Source organism: Pirellulales bacterium, from assembly GCA_033762255.1.
Lineage (GTDB): Bacteria > Planctomycetota > Planctomycetia > Pirellulales > JALHPA01 > JANRLT01.
Genome location: JANRLT010000017.1, coordinates 97965 through 123026 on the forward strand (window position 1 = coordinate 97965; position 25062 = coordinate 123026).

A 25062-nucleotide genomic window follows, 5' to 3' on the forward strand; every position below is an offset into this window, starting at 1 on the left:
CTGTCCCGCACGGCGGAAAATCAAGCGTAAGGTCCCGGGAATTCTGGTTTTTACCGGGCATGATTCCCTTTTGCAACCTACATTTTCACTGTGGCGGTCCGCCGGGCCGGGTCGGGCCGAAGCTGCCCTTCCCGGCAATAGTTCCCCTTTTATTTTCTGGGCCACGTGACGACAGGTCTCGATAATACGTGGAAGATCTTGGGCGATACCGCGAACGAAGCGGCCGACGAGGTGCTCGTCGCCGCCTTGGACGCCGAATCGCCGCAAATCCGCGCGGGGGCGTTTCAGGCGCTCTTGCGGCGACCCATCTCGCGCCGCCATGTGCTGATCATGGAACGGTGGCACACGTTTGACGACACTTGGCGGGGCATGCTGTGCGAGCATGGCGAGCGACTCGAGGCGATCATTCGTCCGGCGATCTTGTCCACCTCGCCGGACTTGTGCGAAAACGGCTGCCAGGCGGTGCTATGGCTGCGAAACTTTGACCTGCTCCCCGCGCTGCTCAACGCCGCCATTGACACAGGCAACCCGCAACAAGACCGCGCCGGAAAAACGCTGCTGCAACTGGTGGAACTATTTTACGAGGATCTGGCCGGAGCGCGCGAACACCAAACCCGCCGCGATCCGCAGCGGCTGCGCGACCAATGGGTGGGATTGTTTGAACAAGCTCTGGGCAGATTTAGTATCCACCGCTCGCTGCCGGTGCTCGAGTCCTTTTTGATTTTAACCCACCGGGATAATCCCACGCTCAAACAGATTTTAAACGATCCATTACAAAGCGCGTTCAGTCCCTCGCTGGAAATACTGACGCATAATACACGCGGGGGGATTTTACGGTTACTGCTTAGCTTCTTGGACGATCCGCATGCCCCGTCGGCGGCGCTGGCGGCGCTCGCCCATCGGGGGGACGCCAAATTTATCGAGTATCTGCTGCGCAAAATTGGCTACGAACCCTCCGCGGGAGTCGCTGCCAATTTACGCCGCATCGATAGCATCCCCTGGCTGCAGGGGGATTTGCAATGGATTTCCCGCCTGGACGAGGCGCAGCAACAAGCCGTCGCCACCCTGGCCCTGCGGGCCAATATCAAACGCGCCTCCGCGCTGCGGGTACTGGAATTTGTGCTGCTGCACGGTCAACCCGCCGCCCGCCGCGCCGCGGCCCGCCAGTTGAGCGAATTTCAGGGAACCGAAGCCAACAAGCTGTTATTGCGGGGCTTGTCCGATCCAGACCCGCAGGTTCGCGCGCACCTGCTGAAACAACTGCGCCCGCGCGGCTTGCCGGGGGCGATTAGTTTATTGCTCAAGGCGCTGCAATCCCCCGCAGCCGTCGAACGGGAAGCCGCCCGCGAATGTCTGCGGGAATTTAGTTTTAAGCGGCTGGTCGCGGTCTTTGACACCCTGGACGAGCAATCGCGACAAAACACCGCGCGGATCGTCGCCCAGGTGGATCCCCACACCTCGGCGGGATTGCGGGATGAGTTTCGCTCTTTGTCGCGTTCGCGCCGGCTCAAGGCGGTGGCTATCACCCAACTACTGAACCTAGCCGAAGAGCAAGAGGCGGAGTTGACGCGATTATTGCGGGACGAGGACCACCTGGTACGGGCGGCGGCGGTGCGGGCCTTGGCCCTGTGCGATACCGAATCCGCCCGCGACGCCCTGGAAGCGGCGCTGACCGACCGCAGCAGCGTGGTCCAGGAAGCCGCCGCCAGCAGTCTCCAAGACTTAAACTTTTCGGCTCCGTTGCCCCCGCTTCCCCCCTGGGAACAGGAGCCCGTCCCCCAATGATCAACCATCTTTACCCGCTGGCGCTCTGGGCACAGTCCCCATCGCCCCGCGCCTCGCAAATACAAACCGCCTTTGGGGACTGGCTTTCCCCTTGGGGAGTCGCCGTCATTTGCCTGGTCATGGCCCTGCTGGCCGGCGTGCTGTTTGCCCTGCGTTGGTGGCAGCAGCGGTCCGAGGGGCGCGCCGCCTACTACGATCCCGCGGGACTGCTTGTCGAGTTATGCCAGTCGCACGGTTTTAATAAACTGGAAGTCCTGGCCATGCAGCAATTGGCTGGCGTGACACAGGCGCAGCCGCCCGCGGCGTTATTTTTAATGCCCGAACTCTGGCCTCCCAAGATTACCCAGCCAGAACTGGCCAGTTATCGCCAAACCCTGGAACAATTGCGGGGGCGCATCTTTGCGGGATTGGCCGGGGACCAAGTTGACTCGCCTGGCTGATGGGGGATGAAAAACAGACGCGATTGTTTTTTCAACGCGTCAAATTCGCTCGGGGCGGATCCGAAAATTACCGCATCCCAGGCCATGCGCTCGGTAACCCCGCAACTTGCGAAAAATGAACCGGCGGGCTAAGGTAACGACAGACGCCGCGCCTTGCATGCTCTTTCCCGACCCCGCCATCCCGCCCCAGTGGTTATGACCTTACCCGCTAGCCCCGCCGCAGCCTGGCGACCAACGATCTCCGCCCGGTTGCGCGTCTGGCGCACGATCTTTCAAATTAGCCTGGCCGAGCGGTTGGCGTACCGCGGAGATTTCATCCTGGGGACGCTGATGCGGTTTTTACCCATCGTCACCCAAATTCTCCTGTGGACCGCGATCTTTTCGGCGACCACGCAGGAACGGCTGTTTGGCTACAAGCGGGACGAACTGATTGCCTATTATCTGTTGACGATGGTGGCGCGGGCTTTTTCCAGCATGCCGGGGCTCGCCTCGGGAATCGCCAAATCAATCCGCGACGGTTCGGTAAAAAAGTTTCTCACCCAACCGGTGGATTGGGTCGGTTTTTTATTGATTACCCGGATCGCGCATAAACTGGTCTACTATGCGGTGGCCGCGCTTCCGTTTGGGTTGGTGTTTTATCTTTGCGGGGCGTTCTTTCCCCCGTTTCCCGATGGGTCGGTCTGGCTGGCATTCGGCCTGTCGCTGGTGATGTCCTTCTTACTGGGATTTTTTTTAGAGGCGACCATCGGGATGCTGGGCTTTTGGTTTTTAGAAATTTCGTCGTTGCTGTTTGTCTATATGCTGTTCAATTTTTTCTTATCCGGGCATATGTTCCCCATCGGTATGTTGGATAAGACGTTTTTACCGGGAGGGATTTCCGCCGGCGATGTCGTGCGGCTGCTCCCCTTTCAGTATTTGGCCTATTTTCCCAGCGCGGTGTATCTGGGCAAGATCACCGGCCCCGCGCTGGCGTGGGGACTGGCTATTCAGGCGGGTTGGGTGGTGACGTTTATGATCGCTTGCCGCTGGGCATTTTTGCGGGGTGTGCGACGATACAGCGCGTTTGGCGGCTAAGGAACGGCCGTCACGACGGCAGTTGATGAGCATTGCCGCCGATGGAAATTCAAACTAAACACACGATTCGTGGTTGTTTGGCTTGGCCTATACCAAAACATACTGTTCCAGCAACGGCACTTTCAGCAGGCTGCTAGGTGAATAGCGTGCCAGAAAAGCGGGCGAGTTTATTTGGAACTCTGGCGAGTTCGGCTAAGTGTTTATTCGGAACTCTTGCGAGTTCCGCTACGGGTATTTTTGGAACTGGGGCGAGTGCCCCTACCAGCCCATGACCATGTTGGATTCGATCACTTTGCGGGCGCGTTCCAGGTCGGTGCCGGTTTCGTGCATATATAGGCGAATGGCGTGGACTTTGTCCCCCAGGGCCTTGCTCAGGCAGTCGCGGGCGACATGGCAGATATCGGCGTGGCCTTCGATTCCCAGGGCGGATTTGCTAATGACCCAGGTGTCGCGGGGGCGCTTGGTCATGCGAAGGATTTTTTCGGTCGGATAGGCGTCCATTACGACGCGGTTGGCGGCGGGGTCATCATTGGCCCAGGTGATGATGATGTGCCCCTCGGTCTCGACTTCGTACAATGGCATAACATGTCCCTCCGCTTGATAAAGGGGGGTCGTCAACTTCCGTTGGAAGGGGCGGCAAACGTCCTCTAATTTTCCAGCCGGATTGGCGACCTTCTTCAACCTTGAGTGTATGCCATTTTTATCGGGCGTCAACAATTCCAGCCCCGCGGAGTCAAAAAATGTTTTTGGCGGGAAGGAATAAACCTTGAACTCGGCTTAGGACGCTAGTTCCTGGCGTTTCCGGGCTATCAGGGCCAACAGGCTTTTTTGTGGATCGGCGAATTTTTGAATTCCTTCAGTCATCAGCGTTTCTTCCAGGTGAGGCACATTTATGGCCGCGTCCAACTCGGCCAACACCGCCGCGGAGGGAAGCTCCTCAATTTGCGGCGTAAACATCCGGCCACTCGCCTGCACCGCGGCGTTGGTGGCGGGGGGGTTGGTTTCGATATCGCTACCGGCAAATGCGGCCACGTACTTCCAGGGGGGGTCATGGGGGTTTTTAGTGCCAGTGCTGGCAAATATCAGCTCTTGGGCCAGGGGCGTTTGCTGTTGACGCCAAAAGTCGCGGTTGATTTTCCAAATGCGTTTGGCATTCACTATGCCATACTGTCCCTGGGCCGCGGGGGAAAGTTGCGGCGCGTGCTTTTCGGTGTATTGGTCCACCCGTGAAACAAAGATGCTGTAAACGCTTTTGAATTTTGCTAGCGAGGATCGCCGCTGCGCTCCGCGCCAAATCGCGTCCCGTGCCAGCAAATATTGCCGCTCGGTAAAAATTAGCGTGACGTTTAAGGAGATCCCCGCCGCGCACAGTTCCTCCAGCGCAGCCAACCCCCCCGGCGTGGCTGGCACCTTGATCATCCGGTTATCATGCCCCGCCGACCATTTCTTGCCCAATTCGATATACGCGGCGACTTGATCCGCCAGCGGCATCTGGCGCGCGGGATCCTCGATCAAGGGATCAAGCTCAAAACTAACATACCCATCATTCCCACCGGTGTTCTTCCACACCGGGGCAAACACGTCCTGGGCCTGCTGGACCAGTTCATCCGTCACCTTCCAGGCGATCACGTCATCCCCCACGCCGGTCCGGAGCAACTGGATGATCTGCTGGTCAAAGCGGCCGGTTTTGAGCAGGTCGGCCACAATGACCGGATTGGACGTTGCCCCCGTGGCCCCCAACTGGCGGTTGGTATGTACCAATTCGGGGTCGATGGAATCCAGCCACAGTTTGGTACCGGTGGCTATCAGAGAAGCTAGGGGAGTTGTCATAAGCATGCCGCCCAAAAGAATTCGCGATAAAAAGTGACCACGCCGCAATTATCGCCTCCCTACGTCTCCTTGGCCACACCCTGACTTGCGCGTTTTTTACCAAGGGGATCAAAAAACTGACAAACACACGCCTTTCCTGAACCCGCTAGCAGGTAATCCACTGATCGCGCCCATCGTTCGGCGGTTTGCGGAAACTGGGCAAACTTTTCCTTTTTCGTTGATTTTAACGATTATTCCTGTTGTTTTGCTGTGCGGATAACCGATTTTTCCTGTGCAACACCCGGCTATCGACCGTGGGCTGAGCTGTATCAGCACAGGAAAATCTTCCAGCGGACGCCAATCTAACCGTATTTATGGCAAACATTTGCGCTTCGCCGGCACAGCGGCCCTGGGTCTCGAAACACGGAGGGTTAGTCAACGTGAAAGCAGCATGGCGACAACTGGCGGCACTAGGAACACTATGCGGCGCATTAGGTTACGGCCTGGATAACATTTCCCCGGCGGCGTACGGGCAAATGAATTCCCCGCGGGCAGGCTCCGTTTCTCCTGAGCGAAGCAACCCGCGCCCGACACACGCTCCCCAGCGGCAAAACTTGCTGGCCCAGGCGGATACAAACCCCTTTGGCGACTTGGGCAATATTGCGGACGAGGCGACCCAACCCCCGGCAGCGGCCGTTCCGGATCGCGCGCTCCCCACCCCGCCAACCCCAACCGCTCCCTCTGTCAAAAGCAATAACAAAACAGCGCAGCCCCAATTGGCCGAGCCGGATGGCATGCCACCCAAGCCGCTCTTTCAGGCGCCGGGCAGCACCAGTCCGGCGACGGTCGTATCTGAGCCGCACGTGATGGAGGAATACCTGCCACCGCAATTTGGGGAGACCGTGTACGAACCAGGCTCTCCGTGCGCGGATGGCAATTGTGACGAATTTGGCCAACCAGCCGAGCCTTGGAGCTCCGGCAGTTGGTTTTTTAATGGGCGGCGATATGCCCAGCTTGACTTTGTGATGTTTCACCGGACGCGGCCCGATGAACGGCAGATTTTGGGGACTGAATTTGCCCCCGGGCTGCAAACCGCGCCTGTGATCAATACCTATGGCCAAAAGTGGGGGGCCGAGCCTGGCCTGCGCGCGACTTACGGGATGCTGCTAGAGCGGGATTATCTCAACCGCGACCGCAGCTTGGAATTTACGTTTTTGGGAGTGAACGAATTTGAAATGCAGGATGGGTTGCAAACCCGTTCCGACGACAATTTGATCCTCCTGCCCAATCTGGCCCTACCGGGCTTTAACGCCGCCGATCAATGGACGCTGGACACCCGGTCGCGGATTTCCAGCATGGAGCTTAACTATAAATTACGGCGGCGGTTGGGGCGCGATCGGATGATTATGAATCCCGATGGCAGTTGGTCGCGGCAATTTACCCAGGGGAACACGCCGTCGTTGATCCTGGGTTTGCGTTATGTCTCTCTGGAAGAAGACTTTGTGTGGCGGTCGCGGCAGTTTGAAAATCCCGCCAGCGTCTTTGGCGTGGATTACACCATCGAAACCGACAACGACCTGTTTGGCGTGCAGATCGGCGGGGAGTGGTTTGACCAGCGGGAAACCTGGTACTGGGGCGTGCGCGGCAAAGGCGCGGCGCTATTGAACATGGCCAGCCAGACCTCGGATTATGTGTTCGCCGGATTTGATCCGTTTCAGACCAAGGCCACCCAGAATGTGGCCGGGTTCTTGGCGGAATTTAGCCTCTTGGGGGCTTATCATCTTTCCCCCAACTGCACGCTACGGGGGAGCTACGATATTTTGGTCTTTGGCGGATTGGCAACCGCGCAAGAGCAAATCCGCTTTGACTTTAGCCCCCCCGCGCGGATTGACACCACCAGCAACATCTTCTTGCAATCCGTGTCGCTGGGCTTGGAATTTTTCTGGTAGCGGCATTCGCCAGAATTCCGACTCAATTTACGAGCCGAATTCGCCAGAATTCCCCAAGACCTTTACAGAGGCGCATCGACACCACACCCGCCTAAACAAGTTCCCGCAGCGGTTGTAGGTTGTCATCCACTAGGTACTGTGGACGGCCGGTTAAATCCCGGACCGTGGTGGTGTTCACATCGATCCCCATGCTGTGATACAGCGTGGCGTGAACTTCGCCAAAGTGGACCGGGCGGTCCTTGGCATGGCCGGCGTCCCGCGTGGTCGAACCGATGACCTGACCAGTACGCAAGCCTCCTCCCGCCAAAAGCGCGCAACTGACCTGGGGCCAATGGTCCCGTCCCGCGTCCTTGTTGATTTGTGGCGTCCGGCCAAATTCTCCCCACACCACCACTGCCACATCCCGGTCCAGACCAAGGTTGTGCAAATCCTCCACCAGGGCACTGACCCCTTGGTCAAGCATGGGCATGTCCTGGCGTCCGGCGGCAAAGGTCTGTCCGTGCCAGTCCCAGCGGCTAAAGGCCAACGACACGCAGCGCACGCCCGCCTGCACCAAACGGCGGGCCATTAACATTTGTTCCATCAGTTTGGGGCCCCCGTCATCGCGATTATTGGGGTCTCCCTTTCCATAGCGGGCAACGGTTTTGGGGTCTTCGCGGGTGATGTCCAGTGCCTCCGCCAGACGGCTGCTGGTCAGCACGCCCAGGGCCTGCTGATGAAAAGTGTCCATGCCTTGCATCATGCCCGACTGGTCGATATCGCGGCGATAGCTGTCAAAGCTGGCCAAAAGAGCCTTGCGATCATGCAATCGGTCCAGGGTAATGCCATTGAGCACCATGTCCCCCTTCCCCTCGCCAACTGGCTTGAACGGGGCATGGGACACCCCTAAAAAGCCGGCGGTGCCGTTATCGGCCCAGGGCATATGCCCCATGCGGGGGGCCAGGCCGACAAAAGCGGGGACGGCGGAATTTCCCGCACCTTGCAGCTTGGATAGGGTGGAACCTAAAGAGGGCCACCCTCCCTGGGGTTGGCGTTGGTGGGGACGCCCGGTATGGCACTGAAAGGCATAGTGGTCCCCCGTCGCGCCAATGATCGAGCGGATTACCACAAACTTGTCCATCATCGCGGCAATGCGGGGAAAATGCTCGCAAATTTCGATGCCGCTGACATTGGTCTTGATCGGCTGAAATTCGCCGCGGATCTCCGCCGGTGCCTCGGGCTTGAGATCAAACATATCCTGGTGCGGCGGCCCGCCGGGCAGAAAGATCTGAATAACCGCCTTGTGCGGGGACGATTTTCCCGCGGCGGCTTCCGCCCGCAGGACTTGGGGCAATGTCAATCCGCCCATGACCATGCCGCCAATGCGCAAGAAGCCGCGTCGTGAAAGGCCATCACAAAAGGTGGATGCCGAACGGGGACCAAGAATCGTCAGCATGAATTGCTCCTCCCTGGCAAGGCCAGAGCGCTGCAAGAATGACCCGGGGGGGGAAAAGGAACCCTTGGCGGGGCTTGGCGGTTTTCGTACACATCCACCAAGTAACAGGGTATCCGCTAGCCCCGATTTTATACCCGGGTTGAGCCTTCCCGCAAATTTATTTTTATTAAAACCGAGAAAATTTGAGGAAAATTTCCCCCTCAAAACCCTTAAAAATATAAAAAAAGAACGGCTCTCAAGGGTTGGATTGGGGCAGTAATCCAAGCACCAAGAGAGCCGTTGCTCCCAAAGAATACAAAATTATTTCGACAATGAATAGGCTAGAAATAATTCATTCTATCAATTTATTAATCTAAATTTTAATTACTTAAACTCTACCCTTGTTATGGCAGCTTGATTGAAATATTAAGGTTACTATATTGAGATTCTTATTGAAAACCCCCCCATTTAGTATGGTTAAGGCAAGGCAATTTTATTGGGTTGCAACTTATGAATCATTCGTTTACACAAGTGTTCGCTGAACAATTGCTCTGCAATTTTTCTCTTCACTAATTGTAGCACGAGACCAAAGTTGACCAGTCTCTTTTCTTCCGCAGAATCGAAGCAGCTACCCACCTCGGCGGAGTTGAGGCTAGCGGAAGTCCGCCTTTGCCTCGTTCCCGGCATTGGCCCTAAAATGCGCGTCACCTTGCTCGAACATTTTAGTACGGCTTATCAAGTATTCTCCGCCGCACCGGCAGAATTGCGCAAAATTACAGGGGTCGGTGTTAAGCTTTTGCGCGAAGTGCAGCAAGCCCCCCCGCCGGAGGCCATTCAAGTTCAATTAGACCAGTGGCAGTCGCAAGGTATTGGCACCTGCTTGCCGGGGGACGCAACTTACCCGCAGTTGCTCAGTCAATTGGACACCCCCCCCGGTTTGCTCTTTACGCGCGGCGAATTGCTGGCAACGGATCAACTGGCACTAGCCATCGTCGGCACGCGGCATTGCACTCAATATGGCAAATTGATGGCCGAGCGGCTAGCCGCCGGACTATCCCGGGCGGGTTATACCATTATCAGCGGATTAGCGCGTGGCATCGACGCCGCAGCGCATCAAGCGGCGTTATCCGCGGGGGGGCGCACGATCGCCGTCCTGGGATCGGGCGTGGCTAATATCTATCCCCCCGAACATGCCGAGCTTGCCGTGGAAATTTCGCGCCAAGGGGCCGTGATCAGCGAATCACAGCCCGCCGCGCTCCCCATGAAAGGCTCTTTTCCCCAGCGAAACCGCATCATCAGCGGCATGGCGCTGGGCGTGATCGTGGTCGAGGCGGACACCGGTTCGGGCGCGCTCATTACCGCGCGGCATGCGCAGGAACAAGGGCGCGAGATTTTTGCCGTGCCGGGAAGGGCTGATTCGCGCGTATCGCGGGGTTGCCATCGGTTGATTCGCGACGGGGCCAAGCTGGTCGAAACCGTGGATGATGTGCTGGAGGAACTTGGCCCGTTGGTGGCGCGGACGCCGACGATCAGCGGGACAGAGATTCAGCATCCGGCGGAATTGCAGCTTAGCGATCCGGAAAAGGCCGTGCTGGCAACGATCGGCAGCGAGGCCATCTCCATCGACCAGGTCATTAGCGCGAGCGGACTATCCGCTCCGCAAGTCCTTTCCACCCTGAGCGTGCTGGAAATGCGACGATTGGTGCGCCGCGGCAGCGGACAGATGGTCCAGCGGCGTTGATGCGGAACCGCGTCATTGGGCCTGGGTGGTAAATACACCGCTGTTATCCGCGCTTAGCCCAATTGATAAAACGCGCGGGTCAGATGGTAAAAAACCGGCGCGGCAAAGCAGATGCTATCGATCCGGTCCAGCACCCCGCCGTGTCCCACGACCAGCGTGCCATAGTCCTTCACGCCTCGATCGCGCTTGACCGCGGACATGGTGATACCCCCGGCAAAACCCATGATGCTAATTAACATCCCCATGACGCCTGCCACCCAGGGCTGAAACGGCGTGACCCACCACAGCGACATGGCCAACAGCGCGGTACTGCCGATGCCCCCCGCTAGGCCTTCCCAGGTTTTATTGGGGCTGATATGCGCGGCGATGACCCGCTTGCCCAACAGGCTATCCCAGGCAAATTGCAGCACATCGCTAAACTGGACGACGACGACAAAGAAAAACAACAAGCCGGAGTTGGAGCCTTCCCACGCGCTTTTAACCCCCAGATAATCATAAGTGCCTAATTTGAGGTGTAAAATCGCCGGGGCATAACTGAGGCTATACACGCAGATTAGCAGCCCCGCCTGGATCTTGGCCGTCCGTTCGAGGTACCGTTTGTAATCGCCGGCAATCGCCACCCGGGCCAAAATAAATAAAAACGCGTACACCGGAATCATCACGTTGTACAGCCCGTATTGGTCAAAGCTGACCAAGAGGTATTGCAGGGGTGTAAATAAAAAGAACACCCAAAACAGCGCGCGGTGGTCCCCCAGTCGCGTGGGGGTCAGGGTGATAAATTCCCGCAAGGCCCAAAAGGACAAAAAACCAAACAGGGCAAACGTGACGCCATAACCGCCGCTCCCCCCCAAAAAGGCCGCGGCCAAAATGGACAGTAGCAACCAGTACGCCCGGATGCGGCTGTTAAAGGTCCGCACCAGCGCCGGATTCAGCCCGCGATCCGGATGCTGGCTGAGAAATTGCCCCGCAATCGTCGCCCCCGCCAAGAGCGTCAGCACGATAAGTACCAGCGCGATGGTGTTCCAATCGGACATGGGCGGTGCGCGGCGGGGGGTGGGGTGGCGGAAGGCGGGGCGTGTGGTTGTCGGCGATTAACTGCCGCGGCAAACTTAGATCTCTTTCAAGTTCTTTACGGCCTGGCGGGCTCGCTGCAAAAACTCCGTTTTAGGCTCTCCTTTTTCCAACCATATTGGCGAGCCAAACGTGATGCAGCTTAGCAGCGGCACGGGTAAAAACTCTCCCCGGGGGAGAATGCGGTTCATGTTATCGATATGCACGGGGACCAGCTCGAGGTCGGGGCGCTTTTTACCCAGGTAATACAGTCCGCTTTTAAATTCGCCGATCTCGTCCCCTTCGCTGCGGTGCCCTTCGGGGAATAAGATCAACGACTTTTTTGTTCCGATTTCGCGGATCATTAAATCGACGGGACTTTGATGCACCTTGACCTCCTTGCGATCAATCAACAGCGCGTCAAAGATCTTGGTGGCGATATAACGCCGAACCCAACCCGCGTCCCAATAATCCTTGGCCGCGACCGGACGCGTGTTAACCCGCAAATGCGCCGGCAGCGACGACCAAATCACCAGCATGTCCAAATGACTGGTGTGATTGGCAAAATATACCCGTTGGCAGGTTTCCGGCTGGCAATCAACCCAGCGCGAAGTACTGCCGCTGAGGATTTTGGCCAAGGTTGCCAAGAGCGTGCCTGTCATAAAGGGAAACGTCAGTTCCGGGTAAGGGTGTGCCGGCGGAGGCTCTGTCCGGGGCCGGGCGGGCCGGACATCGGGCAAAGGCCAGGGAAAGGACCAGGGGATCGACAGCAATTGCCGTTGCATCTTAACGTGTTCCGCCAAAACTGGAAAAGGGTCGAAGACTGGGGATTCTGGGCAAAGGGGTGGAATTAGCTGTTTGGTTGCCAGCCCAACATGGCACGTCACACACGGATGCGCATTTCGGTTAAAAAATCTAGAAATGCGGATGGATGATCGACGTTCCCCGATTTTCCGCCCCGCTGATACGTCAAAATCGCGCTAAAATTGCCGAATTTTCGGGTTAAACCGCCGTAAACAATTTTCCCGAAATCGAGGGGATCAATTTGCCCCGTCTCCGCGTCTATAATACAGTCACAGCGGCGCCGGGGGGTGAATTGCGAGATTGGCTTTCCTAGCCGCTTACTTCGCAGCTTTGAATTTGCAAAATTTTACACAACATATATTCCGCCTTGGAGTGGAGCGATACCCATGGCAAGCGGCTCCCTGGTCAGCCCCCCCCTTTCTCCATCCGGCACCGCCAACCCGCCCGCGCGGGGAAGCGAGTTCTTGGACCGGCAAATCCAACGCACCCGCGCCCAGGTCAAGCAGGTAGAGTTGATCCAGCGCGGCGTGGTGCTACTGGTGCTGGGCCTGGCGTTTTTTTTGGGAATGGCGGTCCTGGATCATTGGGTGATTCCCGGCGGGCTGGGGACCATTGGGCGGGTGCTGGGTTGGGTAGCGCTCTTGGCGGGAGGGGGCTGGTACGCCTGGCAATTCTTTTGGCCGCTGGTGCAGTATCGCATCAATCCGTATTACGCCGCCCGCACCATCGAGGAAACCCGGCCCACGCTCAAAAATAGCCTGATCAATTATTTGTGGTTTCGCCAGCATCAACAGGATGTTCCCGAGGCCATCTATCAGGCGTTGGAAAAACAGGCCGCCAGCGGTATCCATGATTTATCCATCGAAACCACCGTGGATCGCCAACAAATCATCCGGTGGGGCTACGTGCTGGTGGGATTGGTGCTGGCGTTTGCCCTGTACTTTTTAATTTCGCCCAAAAATCCCTTTCAAACAGCCACCCGCGTGGTCTTTCCCTGGGCCGATGTCGACCAGCCGACGCGCGTGAGAATTGACACGCTGACGCCGGGGGACGCGCACGTGTTTCGCGGGCAATCAGTGACCATTAGCGCGGAGATCTCTGGACTGCATACCGATGAGCCGGTCACGCTGTACTATACAACCACGGACGAGTCGCAACTGGACCAGCCGGTGGCATTGACGCCGGGCGAGGGCGTCAAGCGGTTTCAGTGCCAGTTACCCGTACCTGCCCCGCAAGGGGAGGCAACCGTCAATCCCACGGATCCGACGAAACGCGGTTTGCAACAAAGCCTGCGCTATTACGTGGTGGCGGGAGACGCCAAAAGCGATGTCTACACGGTCACCGTGACCCCCGCGCCCAATCTGTTTGTGGAAAAGTTGGAATTTCATTATCCCCAGTACACCGGCTTGCCCGTGGAAACGCGCGGCGGCGAAGGGGACATTGCCGCGCTGGAAGGGACCCGGGTAAAAATTTTCACCAGTTCCAACCAGCCCATTGGCAGCGCCTGGCTGGAGCTGACCGCCGCCGAAAAGCCGATTAAGCTGCCGCTCAAGGCTCAGGACCAGTCCGCCACCGGTGAATTGGAATTGCAGTTCGCCGACCGCGCGGCGGGCCTGCCGCAATTCACGAGTTATGTGCCGCGTTTCTTGAACACTTCGCAACAAGCCAATCCCGATCCCATTCGCCACACGATCAAGGTACTGCGCGATGAATCGCCGCTGGTGGACTTGCTCGAACCCAAATCAGCGGAGATCACCGTTCCAGTCGATCAAATTTGCAAATTCGAGGTGTTGGCCAGCGACCCGGACTTTGGCCTGCAATATGTCAAGCTGATCGGGCTCAAAGGTGGCAAACCCGCCTTTACCGATAACCTGTTGGCCAATGCCGCCACGCTGCGCGCCGGGGAAAAACTGCAAAAAGTCGACGCTCGCCGACCGCGGGATTGGGGATTAAAAGTGGGCGACGTAATCGAGGTCTACGCCGAAGCCGCCGACAATAAACACCCCCACGCCAACATCACCCAATCCACCCGCCGCACGTTGCGCGTGGTCGCGCCGCAACAGCCGCAAAATATGGGCAATCCCCCCCCTAACAATCAGCAGCAACCCCCGCAACAACCACAAAACCAACAACCCAATCAAGATCAAAAAAATCCCGGCAATCCCCCGCCGATGCCGGGTGAGATGGGGAACCCCCCCCCGAATGAGCAAAATCCAGAACAACAAAATAACCCTAACCAACAAATTAACCCGGAACAGAAAAATAATGGGCAGCCAAACAATCAACCCGGCAACATGGGTCAAAACCAGGGGCCGCAAGATCCCAACCAAAGCCAGCCACCACCGGGCCAAGGAAACCAAGGCTCTGGTGATCCCACGGGGATGAACAGCGGCAACGACCCGACGCAAAATCCGCAACCGTCGGGACAAAACACACCCCAAAACAACTCCAACCCCCAAAACAATTCGGGCCAACCAAACAATCCTGGCCAATCATCCAACTCCAACCAGCAACAATCGCCCAATCAAGCGATGCAGCCGGGCCAACAAAACTCGGCTGACAATAACCAAAATCCGTCGCCTAACGGCGCAAATCCACAAATGGGAGATGCAAATCCCCAAAATCCCTCGCAGCCAAATAACTCTTCCCAGGGGAATATGGGCGAAGGTGCACAACCCCCCATGGGGCAAAATAGCAATGAGCAGTCTCCCTCTGCCAACACGGCCCAGAATCCAGGGGGAAACACCAACCCTGCGGACATGAATCAGGATAATACCGGCGCCAATGATTCCAGCCCGCCGCCGATGGGTGACCAGCAAAATTCCACTGGCGGTTCCAGCCAACAAAACAAATCTGGCGGTCGTGGCGCGGACAACCAGCAGCCGCTCAAAAATGATGGTTCCAGCGACGGCGACATTTTTGACAAGCTGCAGCGCAATCCGGAATTTCAGGATTTGCAAAAAGAATTAAACCAGCAATCAAAGTCCCCCGGTGACAACGCTCCGCAAAACCAGACCCCACCCGAGCAATCACCGCCCAGCGCCAATTCCAACAAGTCCGACAAAAATAGCCAAAACTCCAATAACCAACAGGGAAACATGGGGAATGCTGCGCAGCCGGACATGCCACAGGACAATTCCCCGAAGAACTCGCAAAAAACACCCGGCAAGACTGACCAAGGAGGCGAAAAGAATTCTTCCCCCATGTCTTCCGCCGAACAAAACGCCACGGAAAAAGGGACCAGCAATAAGCCCACGAACACTCCCCCAACGAATTCGGGCATGAATCCGTCCGCGGAGATGAATCCCTCCCCCAACAACGGTGATGCCCAGAACATGAATTCGGCGCAGCCGATGAATTCTTCCCAACCCATGCCTGGTGGGAATCAATCTCCGACACCAGGCAACCAACAAAGCGCCACAGAAAAGAACAACACAGATAACAACCAGCCGGAGAAGAATAACGGCGAGAAAAACAACACCGAAAAAAGCGGCAATCAGCAATCGCAAAAATCCGACATGCCCCCGGGAAATTCCGGCAGCCAAGGGAAGCAAGCCAACACCCAAAAAGGGGACGCCACCGATCCCAACAATCGCCAGAACCCTAATAACACCGACGCCAACGGCAAAAGCGGTTCGCCGATGGGCTCGCCCGACGCCCAAGAGAAAGGAAAAACCAATTCCAAAACCGCCATGGGCAACCCCGATAGCAAGACCAACGAGCAATCCCCTAGCAATAAGGGGAATGACTCTTCCACCAGCGGCGAGGAAGCGGGCGACCGGAACGGCGGCGGCCAGCAAGGTGGCGGGCAAAAAAGTCCGCAGGCCGGACGCGGTTCCGCTGGCAGCCAAATGTCCGATCCCGAAGGGGCCAACGCCTCTTCCGAACAGGGGATGGGCGAAACTGGCACCCAGGCAGGCGATCAGCAAACCGCCGACAAGCCGACTGGCAAATCCGCGGGCAACCAGGCTGGCAACGGCAGCCAATCGGGCAATAAAACCGGCGGCGATCCCGAGCAAAATCCTGGTGATCCGCCAGCCGCAACCGGAGAAAAGGGGATGAACCAGCCCCAACCGGAAAAGGCCCAGCCTGACAAGGCTGCATCCGAGAAATCGAATCCGGCGAATAAAGGATCGAACCAAAAAAATCCAGGCGATCAATCCGCCAATAACCAACAGCCCGGCGGTAAAGAACCCCCCAACGACAAATCCAACAATCAAGACCCCGCGGGCAAAGCGGGCGAACAACCGGGGGACCAGCCCGGCATGGGCCGCAGCAGCCTGCCGCGGGAAGGAGGCGACACGCCAGTCGACCCCAATGCGCCTCTCGCTCCGGCGGATGTCAGCGGTCCCGATACCGAGGAGGACGCGGCCAATCTGGAATATTCACAAAAAGCGACCGACCTGATGCTGGACCGGCTGAAAAAGCAACTCGACAAAAAGCAAGTCGATCAGAAATTGCTGGATGAGCTGGGCTGGACGCCCGACGATTTACAAAAGTTTGTCAATCGCTGGGAACAAATGCGCAAGGCGGCCCAAAACGACGATCCAGCTGGCAAAGCGGCCCAACAAAAACTTCAGGAAAAGTTGCGCAGCCTGGGTCTGCGTCCTCCGCAAGCGACGCGCGCGGGGGACAGTAAATCCGACGACACCGCGCGGGGTAATCGCGAATCGCGCAAGACCGCCCCGCCCCCCGAATACCGCGAATTGTATAAGGCTTATCAAAAAGGGGCCGCGGGGGGGTAGGGTGGTGGTTTTTGGTATTTGGTTTATGGTATTTGGTGAGCGGTAGAATGCTTTTTTCGAGACGTTAACCTTGAATAACAATCTTTGCGTTACGTGAAAACGATAAATTAACCACTAAAAACCAAACTCCAAAAACCAGTCTCCAAATTCCACCCATGCATCGCTACCTGGTCCCGTTCCATCCCAAGCGCGTCCCACATTTTTTTACAGACGTGCTGATCATTGGCGGGGGATTGGCGGGCTTGCGCAGCGCGATTGCCATCGACCGGCGGCTTTCCACGCTAGTCGTGTCAAAGGACAACTTTCTGCACAGCAATAGCCAATACGCCCAAGGGGGCATCGCCAGCGTACTCGATCCGGAGGACCGCTTTGAGGATCATGTGCGGGATACGTTGACCGCGGGGGGCAACTTGTGTGATCCGGCGGTGGTGGAAATGGTGGTCCGCGAATCGCCGGAACGGGTGCGCGAGCTGATCCATTGGGGGACGCGGTTCGACCAGGAAGATGGCGAAATCGCCCTGGGCCGCGAAGGAGGGCACAGCCACAACCGCATCGTCCACGCCCTGGGGGACGCCACCGGCAAAGAGGTCATGCGGGCGGTGTTGGACTATACCCGCGCGCTCCCTAACCTGGAATGCTGGCCGCAGACATTCACGATTGATCTGCTCACCCACGCCGACCGCTGCCGGGGGGCGCTGGTCTGGAACGCCGAACATGGCAAGACGTTTATCTGGGCCAAGCAAACCATCCTGTGCACCGGTGGAGCGGGGCAAATTTATCGGGAAACGACTAACCCGGAGGCGGCGACTGGCGACGGCCTGGCCATTGCCTACCGCGCCGGGGCGGAACTGCGCGATATGGAGTTTATGCAGTTTCACCCCACGGTGCTCTATATCGCCGGCAGCAGCCGCAATCTGATTACCGAGGCGATCCGCGGCGCGGGGGCGCACCTGGTGGACCGGAGCAACTATCGCTTTATGTCGGATTATGATTCCCGGCTAGAGCTGGCCCCGCGCGACGTGGTCAGCCGGGCCATCGTCAACCAGATGGAAAAAACCCGCCATCCCAATGTGTATTTGAATCTGAGCCACCTCGACCCGGACATGGTCCGGTCCAAGTTTCCCGGCATCCGGGCCATGTGCGCCGAATTTGGCCTGGATATCACCCGCGACCCCATTCCCGTCCGCCCCGGCGCGCATTATATGATCGGCGGCATTACCGTCGATCTGCAGGGAAGGACCGGCGTGCCCAACCTCTGGGCGGCGGGAGAAGTCACCAGCACCGGCCTGCACGGGGCCAACCGGCTGGCTAGCAATAGCCTGCTCGAAGCACTGGTCTTTGGCGCGCACGTGGGTGAGCAAGTTTCCGAACTGGCTGCCAGCCACGATCATGATTTTCGACCAATACCGATCGAAAACGCCAAGCTGGCCGAACAGACAATGAGCGAACCGCTGGATCTTAGCGATATTCGCAATTCGCTCAAAAGCCTGATGTGGCGGTCGGCGGGAGTACGGCGGGACGGCCCGGCGCTGCAAGAGGCCAAGGAAGACATCGACCGCTGGTGCAAGTACGTGCTCAGCAAACAGTTTAACACGGTCGGGGGCTGGGAGCTGCAAAATATGCTGATCGTGTCGCGGCTGATCATCCAGGCCGCGCTGGCCCGGACTGAAACCCGTGGCGTCCACGTGCGGACGGATTACCCCGCGACCGACGACACGCACTGGCGGCGACACCTGCAATTTCGCTGGGAGGGGGGGTGAGGAATTTTTAAGGAGCCTTATCGGGATAAGTTGTCCAAGGCTCCGCAATATCGCTGCGAATGGTTAACTCGCGTGAGGATTGCTCAAATGAAAAACCTTGTGGTGTGCTAAAATAACCTCGCCAAGAATCCTGAAGCATACAGATAAACTTATCCCAACTGTTTTCCGCGGGCATCAGTTGAAACCTTGCTTTAATCTTTAAGGGCTTATTGCTGTTGTAATGTCGACGAACGATTAAATGCGTTGAGGAATATGGCGATAGTACAAGATATGGTGTAGGTGTAGGGAATAATGATTCGTCTGGTCCACAGTCATCATTCCAACCAGTGACATCCCGTTCATATTGAATGCAACAAGCGACTTCAGGTAGACCAACGTATTTCAAAGCAACCGGAAGTGGATTGGATAACTTGAAGACCGCTTCTAGGTTCCCCTGGGAATTGACTTGATGACGAACAAAGGTGATTTGGGGATTTTGCGAAATTGTCCATACAGCGCAAAATGACAGCAATAGCACCACTGCGGTTAAAATGAATATAGCATTCCTAGTCATTTTGACCTCCAGCTAAGCAAATCCGGGGTTTATCCCTTTTGCATGACAATGGCAGGCGTCTTGAAAACCCAGCAGGGAACGAGAACTGGGTAATACTTAGGATTTGATTTATACGCTAGTACGTTTTCAATTGTTCAGACGGTTATTTCGGAATACAACTTGGCGAATTCCCGATAGGATAAAGAATGGGAATCAGACGTGGCAAAACGTGGTAAAATTTCCATTCCTTGCACTGTGGTCGTCTCGCTTATTTGGCTACGTGACGAAACTTGGCAACATATCACCCACCCGCGCTAACGAGGCTAATTTTTAGTTCTTTTCCCATGGCCGTGGCATAGCGGTGCAAGGCCGCAATGGTCAGTTGAGTTTCCGCCGCGTTCTCCAACTCCACTAAATTGGGATGATCCGCGGAAGGTTGCACACCGGGATGTTCCGCTTGATCCAACCGCGCCGCTTTTAAGGCAAACAGAATTTCCCGGCAAATAGCTCGTTCCTCATCCGCCTCTTGTTTATAAATTTTTCCCCGGGATAGTATCTCTTCCCGTTCGGCAGCGATTGCGCGCCGCGAATCGTCCACTTTGGCTTGTTCGACAAGTGTCAATGCCCGCCGAATGTGTTGATTTTTATTCATAAATTTTCTTCGATTTCGTAAGCGGTGATCGGGTAGATCTGGAATTCGTCAAATTGTTCGTAAACACACGCTAAATACCGCTCTTCCACATAGCCAAAGGCAATCCAACGCCCTGAAGAACTGCTCCGCTCCAATCGATGGGGGTTGCTAACCACATGGATAAACTCGTCTATGGTGATTCCATGTTCGGCCAGATGCTCTTCGTTAACACCATCCCAAATATAGAAATAATATGGCATCGTGCATCAATTTTAAGTTTATTCCACCCCCCATGACAATTCCACCTGGAAAAACTCGGTGATTTTCAATTCTGGCATAGTAGCAATGCCCCCCCTCGCCACTAGCATCACTTTTTTAGGCCGCGCAACCCGCAAAGTTGGCGTATTCGGCACCACCTGCCGATAAATACCTTTAGGTCCCCCGTTTGTCCGCCGGAACTGCGCTCTATCGCGCACTTTATTCCAGCGGGACAATTCAGCGGGCCATCGCGCCAGCGGTTTTATCCATCCACTCCGCCAGCGGTTGCAACCGCCCGGGGCTTGTCCTTATACCAACCAGTCCCTTATGCGATCGGTCGCTTCCATGCCGCATTCTTCCGCAGATTTGGCTCAAAACGACACTCGCCACAAACGGAACAAACTGGCAAGAGCTTTTGGCTTTTGCCTGGCGGGGGGATTCCTCGCCGCTGGGATTAGCCTGTCGGCTGATGCTTTTGCCCAATCTCCCCGGCCCGCGCCGCGCAAGGTTCCCGCCACTGCGGCCACCCCCCCCCGGCGCTTGCCCGCACAACCACCGCGGATTGCCGCAATACCCGGGGAACGTCTGGCGGATGCCAGTTTGACCGCGCCGCAGGTCCCTACGCTAGCGGGGCCAAATGTGGTACCCGAAGAGCCAACTCAATTAGATGACGCGGCTGCTAGCGATCTTGCTGCCGCGGCCGCCGCTGGCAATCCAGGCCAAATCCTCCTCAAGGAAGCCGCAGAAAAAGCCAAAACCGCCGCCGATGACGCCCAACTGAGCGAAGTCATCGCCATTGCTGAAGAGGGACTCAAGGAAAAGCCCGGACAAGAAGGGACCGCCTTTGGCCGCAAACTGCTCGCCTGGGCGTACAACAAACGGGGCCAAAAGTACGCTGAAAATCAGATTTACGACATGGCGGTAGAGGATTTTACGCTGGCGCTGCAGTATGACCCGACGCTGTGGAAAGCGGTCCATAATCGGGGGGTCAGCCACGCCAGCCTGCAACACCCACGCGAGGCCTTAGCGGATTTTGAGCGCGCCTTGCAAATGAACAAAACGCACGCCAACACCTGGTTTAACCGTGGTCAGTTGCATTATGAACTGGGGGCGTACGATAAAGCTTGGCGGGATTTTAACGAAGCGCTGCGGCTCAATCCCCAAGACGCGGCGTTCATTGCCGGAAGGGGCCAAGCGGCGGTCCGTCTGGGTAAAGTCCGCGAGGCGATGCAGGATTTGGACTTTGCGGTCAAGGCCGACCCGCGCAACGCCGAATTGCGGCTGGCCCGGGGGGAAATGTACCTGGCTATCAAAAACTACCCGATTGCCGCGCAAGAGTTTCAGGCCGCCGCGCAGCTCAATCCGCAGTCCGGCGCGGCCCTGCGGGGACTCGCCTGGATCATGGCAACCTGCCCCGACGCCAAACTGCGCAATGCCGAGCAAGCGGTCAGCCTGGCCCAAAAAGCGATGGAGCTAGAAGGGGACGCCGACCCGCGCTATTTAGAGACACTGGCCGCGGCCTTTGCCAATAGCGGCCAGTTTGAGGCGGCGGCGGAACTGGCCAAGCATGGCCTGGAAAAGGCCCAGGGAAACACGGCCCAGCGGTTGACGCAACAAATGGCCGTGTACAAGGAAGGGAAGCCGTGGCGCGAGGTTCCGACGGCGTCCGTGGCCAATGCCGCCCCCGCGGGCAACCAATCGACCCGTCCCCGCCAGCCGGGCAATCCCACGCCCCCCCGTTAAGGCGTGTTCTTAACGGATCGCCGGTTAAATTGACATTTACGCATTTTGCGTTATTATTTACGTATTATGCGTAAGTCATCCGCGATCGATCCGCTGCTCACTCGTCCCCTGCAGGAACTCCTGACGGTGTTCCTGCTAGAAGGGAATTCCTGGTATTTGAGTGATCTGGCCCAACGGCTGCGACGTCGCCCCTCGACGTTGCAACGCCCCCTGGCGGCCTTGACGCGCGCGGGCATCTTGCAACGTTGGTCGGATGGTAATCGCGTGTATTATGCCAGCGATCCCGATTGTCCTTTTTTAGCGGAATTACGCGGTTTACTGGAAAAAACCTCGGGATTGGCGGATGTCCTGCGAATGGCATTGCGTCCTTGGGCGCGCCGCATTCAATGGGCACTGGTCTATGGATCGATGGCTCGCGGGGAAGAACATTCCCGAAGCGATGTGGACCTCTTGATCGTGGGTGACGTCACTCTGGCGGAGTTGGTTCCAGTCCTGGGCAAAATGGAGCTGCGTTTGCGGCGTCCGATCAACGCCATCATCCACGGGAGGGATGAATTTCAAAAAAAGATCGTGCAAAAAAAACATTTCTTGCATTCCTTGCTATCCCGTGACAAAATCTGGCTCATAGGCAATCCCGATGAGCTGGAACACCTTATTGACCGAAGGTAAAGTCACTCCCCATCAAACCAGCCGGAACGAACTGGCGGATTTGAGGGGGGTTGTCGCGCGCAATCTGGCCGATGCGGCCATTCCCGGCCTTTCCACGGATAATCGCTTTGCCATCGCTTATCAGGCCGCGCTCTTAGCGGCCAAAATGGCAATTGCCTGCGCGGGTTACCGGGTAAAAGGGGAAGGCGCTCATCGCACCACCTTTGTCGCCTTGAAACTAGCCCTGGGTAGACAATACGGCAAAATGGCCGATTACTTTGACCGCTGTCGCCGTATTCGCAATGACTTGGTTTATGATACCGAAGGAGTGGTTTCCGCCAACGATGCGGAGGAACTATTTAATACCGCCACCCAATTTGCTCAATCCGTGGAAAACTGGATTGCCAAAACGCATCCAAATCTCTCTTGATCATTTCGACTTGCTTGCCTTTCCCGCATAGCTTCACTTCACTGCCAGCATGCGCTCGAGCGCGGTCAGGGCCTGGGCGGCGATTTCCGGGTCAACCTGGATCACGTTGACCGGCGCGCCCGTGGCCAAATGTTCCAGGCTCCAGCATAAATGCGCCAGGTCGATGCGATACATGGTCGCGCACATGCAGACCACCGGCGACAGAAAGTGAATTTCTTGCTCGGGATGCCGTTGTTTTAGCCGATTGACCAGATGCAACTCCGTGCCGATGGCCCATTTCGTTCCGGGGGGGGCGGCCGCCACCGTTTGCAAGATCTTGCTGGTGCTCCCCTTGATGTCCGCCTTATCGCACACTTCCATCGCGCATTCCGGATGAACCAAAATTTTTATATCCGGATACTTGCCGCGAAACAAATCGACATGCTCGGGCCGAAACATGGCATGCACCGAGCAGTGCCCCTTCCACAACAACACTTTGCTGGCGCGCAACTGTTCCGCAGTGTTCCCCCCGGCGACCGGCTCATAGGGGTCCCAGACGCACATTTGCTCCAGGGGAATTCCCATGGCCTTGGCCGTGTTGCGGCCCAAGTGCTGATCTGGAAAAAATAGCACCCGGCTGCGCCGGGCAAACGCCCAATCCAGGACCGCCGCGGCATTGCTGGAGGTGCAGACGATCCCCCCATGCCGCCCACAAAAGGCCTTGAGACTGGCGGCGGAGTTAATATAGGTCACGGGGGTAATGTCGGCGGTGTCGATGTACTCGCCCAATTCGTCCCAGCAGTTTTCTACCTGGGTGATGCCCGCCATATCGGCCATGGAGCAACCGGCGGCCAGATCGGGCAGGACCACGGTGACGTGTTCTCCCGCGCGTTCGGCCAGTTTTTCGGGGCGGTTGGCCAGGATGTCGGCGGTTTCGGCCATAAAATGGACGCCGCAAAACGCAATCGCCCGGCAATCCTGGCTCGCGGCGGCCATTTGGCTTAGTTGGTAACTATCCCCCTGCAGGTCGGACAGCGCGATCACCTCATCCTGTTGATAATGATGTCCCAGGATCAATAGCCGCGCTCCTTGCTCGGCCCGCACGGCGTTAATGCGGGCGATCAGTTCGGCATTGGGAAGCGATTTGTAAGCTTTGACATCGCCGGGAGTTGCGGCAAGTGTGGCGGTCATGGGCGGGATGCTTGGAGACAGGGGTGAGGGTAGCAGGGAACGGGGAACAGGGAACGGGCGAGCGGGGAACGGGGAACAGGGAACAGGGAACAGGCGAGCGGCGGAGGTCAGTTCGTCGGTAATTGCGGGTCGCGAGACGGGACTTACGGGATACGGGACATGGTGTACAGGTCGGTACAAAGCCGCCGATGGTATCGGCGGAAAGTGGGTCGGGGGTTCGGGGGACCTGGGTCGCGGGTCGGGGGGTGCGGGGCGGGGAAAAAAAACTCGCGAAAACCCTGCGCCCATTATACGGCATTCCCGCGAGAAAAGTCAGTCATCGCAGTTAATCGGTTCAATTCTGAGAGACAACGGCGTAGCCGAATCAGAATTTGCAATTTGTGCTGATCACACGCTAAAATTCGCAAGGTATGGCCTAATGTAAAACAACATAGTTTCCCGCCACCACACAACACTAACTCGTTTACAAGACAAATAGTTTGACGGGAATTTTTGAAAGCGGTACGATACGATTGAATCGCTTTGTAGCTGGCCAGGATGTGAGAACCCGCCCGTTATGATGAGTTTTTAATGAATTATTTGATCTCGACCCAAAAAATCTATTCCACGTAAAATATTTGCATGAGACGGAGCGCTATGCCACCAACACTTTGCGAGCGTATTGCAGCACCTTTGCTGGAACTCCATCGCAAGACGACGCCCCTATTCGCGATTATTTTGCTAGGCGCGGCGGCTTTATCAATAATTGGCTATGCATGGTTCGTCGGTAATCTTCACCTGATGTGGGGCGGAGTGGTTTTAGCTGTAGTGTCGTGGTATGGGTTTTTGTTAAGTGGTTGTGAGCGACTGCTTTCCGCCAAGGAGGAGCGTATCGGTCTGCTGGAGCGTCAGCTTGCACTCAAGGCCGATCAAACCAATGCAGCGGACTCGCAAAAGATTAAGGCGTGATGGACCGTCAAGTCGTGATTTTAGTCAACATCGCTTGGCCACCGCGTGTTTATAACCATTCCCAGAGAGCGGTACGCGTCCGCCGTTCCTTGCTGGATGATCACGGCCATAATTCATTAACATAATGTCAC

The 25062-nt window shown here is 56.9% G+C and carries 20 protein-coding genes; 11 read left to right on the plus strand and 9 right to left on the minus strand.

Annotation, left to right across the window (positions count from 1 at the left end; all coding sequences use genetic code 11):
* Positions 1–165: 165 nt before the first annotated feature.
* The 3 genes from SFX18_05025 (at position 166) to SFX18_05035 (ending at position 3299) form a co-directional block, all read left to right on the plus strand.
* Positions 166–1785 (plus strand): HEAT repeat domain-containing protein, encoded by a 1620-nt coding sequence (locus SFX18_05025; GenBank protein MDX1962493.1) that lies wholly within the window; start codon positions 166–168, stop codon positions 1783–1785.
* The gene (locus tag SFX18_05030; GenBank protein ID MDX1962494.1) at positions 1782–2225 is read left to right on the plus strand and encodes a hypothetical protein; all 444 of its coding nucleotides are present in this window, start codon (positions 1782–1784) and stop codon (positions 2223–2225) included. The genes SFX18_05025 and SFX18_05030 overlap by 4 nt, the downstream gene beginning before the upstream one ends.
* A gap of 195 nt (positions 2226–2420) precedes the next feature.
* Positions 2421–3299, plus strand: a complete 879-nt coding sequence (locus tag SFX18_05035; protein ID MDX1962495.1) for an ABC-2 family transporter protein — start codon at positions 2421–2423, stop codon at positions 3297–3299.
* A 258-nt stretch (positions 3300–3557) separates the two neighbouring features.
* Here SFX18_05035 and SFX18_05040 read toward each other — a convergent pair whose 3' ends face one another.
* Positions 3558–3881 carry a DUF6793 family protein gene (locus tag SFX18_05040; protein MDX1962496.1) on the minus strand — a complete coding sequence of 108 codons (324 nt, stop codon included), beginning with the start codon at positions 3879–3881 and terminating at the stop codon, positions 3558–3560.
* Positions 3882–4076: 195 nt separating this feature from the next.
* On the minus strand, positions 4077–5129 hold the full coding sequence (locus SFX18_05045; GenBank protein MDX1962497.1) for a transaldolase family protein: 1053 nt from the start codon (positions 5127–5129) through the stop codon (positions 4077–4079).
* Between the two features lie 419 nt (positions 5130–5548).
* Between SFX18_05045 and SFX18_05050 the strand changes: the two genes are divergently transcribed.
* Entirely contained in the window at positions 5549–7057 is a 1509-nt protein-coding gene (locus SFX18_05050) for a hypothetical protein (protein MDX1962498.1), read from the plus strand.
* 91 nt (positions 7058–7148) lie between these two features.
* Here SFX18_05050 and SFX18_05055 read toward each other — a convergent pair whose 3' ends face one another.
* Complete coding sequence (locus tag SFX18_05055) at positions 7149–8492, minus strand: DUF1501 domain-containing protein (protein MDX1962499.1); 1344 nt, start codon at positions 8490–8492, stop codon at positions 7149–7151.
* Positions 8493–9063: 571 nt separating this feature from the next.
* On the opposite strand from SFX18_05055, the gene dprA reads away from it, so the two are divergent.
* Positions 9064–10212 (plus strand): DNA-processing protein DprA, encoded by a 1149-nt coding sequence (gene dprA, locus SFX18_05060; protein ID MDX1962500.1) that lies wholly within the window; start codon positions 9064–9066, stop codon positions 10210–10212.
* Between the two features lie 53 nt (positions 10213–10265).
* Here dprA and SFX18_05065 read toward each other — a convergent pair whose 3' ends face one another.
* Together SFX18_05065 and SFX18_05070 are read right to left on the minus strand one after the other, a co-directional pair.
* Positions 10266–11246, minus strand: a complete 981-nt coding sequence (locus tag SFX18_05065; GenBank protein ID MDX1962501.1) for a phosphatidate cytidylyltransferase — start codon at positions 11244–11246, stop codon at positions 10266–10268.
* A 75-nt stretch (positions 11247–11321) separates the two neighbouring features.
* Positions 11322–12047: a lysophospholipid acyltransferase family protein gene (locus SFX18_05070; GenBank protein MDX1962502.1), complete on the minus strand. Its 726-nt coding sequence runs from the start codon at positions 12045–12047 to the stop codon at positions 11322–11324.
* Between the two features lie 405 nt (positions 12048–12452).
* Between SFX18_05070 and SFX18_05075 the strand changes: the two genes are divergently transcribed.
* On the plus strand, positions 12453–16811 hold the full coding sequence (locus tag SFX18_05075) for a hypothetical protein (GenBank protein MDX1962503.1): 4359 nt from the start codon (positions 12453–12455) through the stop codon (positions 16809–16811).
* A gap of 155 nt (positions 16812–16966) precedes the next feature.
* Complete coding sequence (gene nadB, locus SFX18_05080) at positions 16967–18571, plus strand: L-aspartate oxidase (protein MDX1962504.1); 1605 nt, start codon at positions 16967–16969, stop codon at positions 18569–18571.
* Positions 18572–18578: 7 nt separating this feature from the next.
* Here the strand turns inward: nadB and SFX18_05085 are convergent, their stop codons facing one another.
* The 3 genes from SFX18_05085 to SFX18_05095 all read right to left on the minus strand — a co-directional run bounded on the left by SFX18_05085 (position 18579) and on the right by SFX18_05095 (position 19994).
* The gene (locus SFX18_05085) at positions 18579–19124 is read right to left on the minus strand and encodes a hypothetical protein (protein MDX1962505.1); all 546 of its coding nucleotides are present in this window, start codon (positions 19122–19124) and stop codon (positions 18579–18581) included.
* A gap of 280 nt (positions 19125–19404) precedes the next feature.
* A complete protein-coding gene (locus SFX18_05090; protein ID MDX1962506.1) occupies positions 19405–19755 on the minus strand; it encodes a hypothetical protein in 351 nt (116 codons plus the stop codon).
* Positions 19752–19994, minus strand: a complete 243-nt coding sequence (locus tag SFX18_05095; GenBank protein MDX1962507.1) for a hypothetical protein — start codon at positions 19992–19994, stop codon at positions 19752–19754. The genes SFX18_05090 and SFX18_05095 overlap by 4 nt, the downstream gene beginning before the upstream one ends.
* Positions 19995–20337: 343 nt before the next feature.
* On the opposite strand from SFX18_05095, the gene SFX18_05100 reads away from it, so the two are divergent.
* The 3 genes from SFX18_05100 (at position 20338) to SFX18_05110 (ending at position 22813) form a co-directional block, all read left to right on the plus strand.
* Positions 20338–21735, plus strand: coding sequence for a tetratricopeptide repeat protein (locus tag SFX18_05100; protein MDX1962508.1), 1398 nt, complete (start codon positions 20338–20340; stop codon positions 21733–21735).
* Between the two features lie 66 nt (positions 21736–21801).
* Positions 21802–22404 carry a nucleotidyltransferase domain-containing protein gene (locus tag SFX18_05105; GenBank protein ID MDX1962509.1) on the plus strand — a complete coding sequence of 201 codons (603 nt, stop codon included), beginning with the start codon at positions 21802–21804 and terminating at the stop codon, positions 22402–22404.
* Positions 22373–22813 (plus strand): SAV_6107 family HEPN domain-containing protein, encoded by a 441-nt coding sequence (locus tag SFX18_05110; protein MDX1962510.1) that lies wholly within the window; start codon positions 22373–22375, stop codon positions 22811–22813. Before SFX18_05105 ends, SFX18_05110 begins: the two co-directional genes overlap by 32 nt.
* A 33-nt stretch (positions 22814–22846) precedes the next feature.
* On the opposite strand, the gene nadA is transcribed toward SFX18_05110, so the two are convergent.
* A complete protein-coding gene (nadA, locus tag SFX18_05115) occupies positions 22847–23983 on the minus strand; it encodes a quinolinate synthase NadA (GenBank protein MDX1962511.1) in 1137 nt (378 codons plus the stop codon).
* A gap of 636 nt (positions 23984–24619) precedes the next feature.
* Between nadA and SFX18_05120 the strand changes: the two genes are divergently transcribed.
* A complete protein-coding gene (locus SFX18_05120) occupies positions 24620–24931 on the plus strand; it encodes a hypothetical protein (protein ID MDX1962512.1) in 312 nt (103 codons plus the stop codon).
* The last annotated feature ends 131 nt before the right edge of the window (positions 24932–25062 follow it).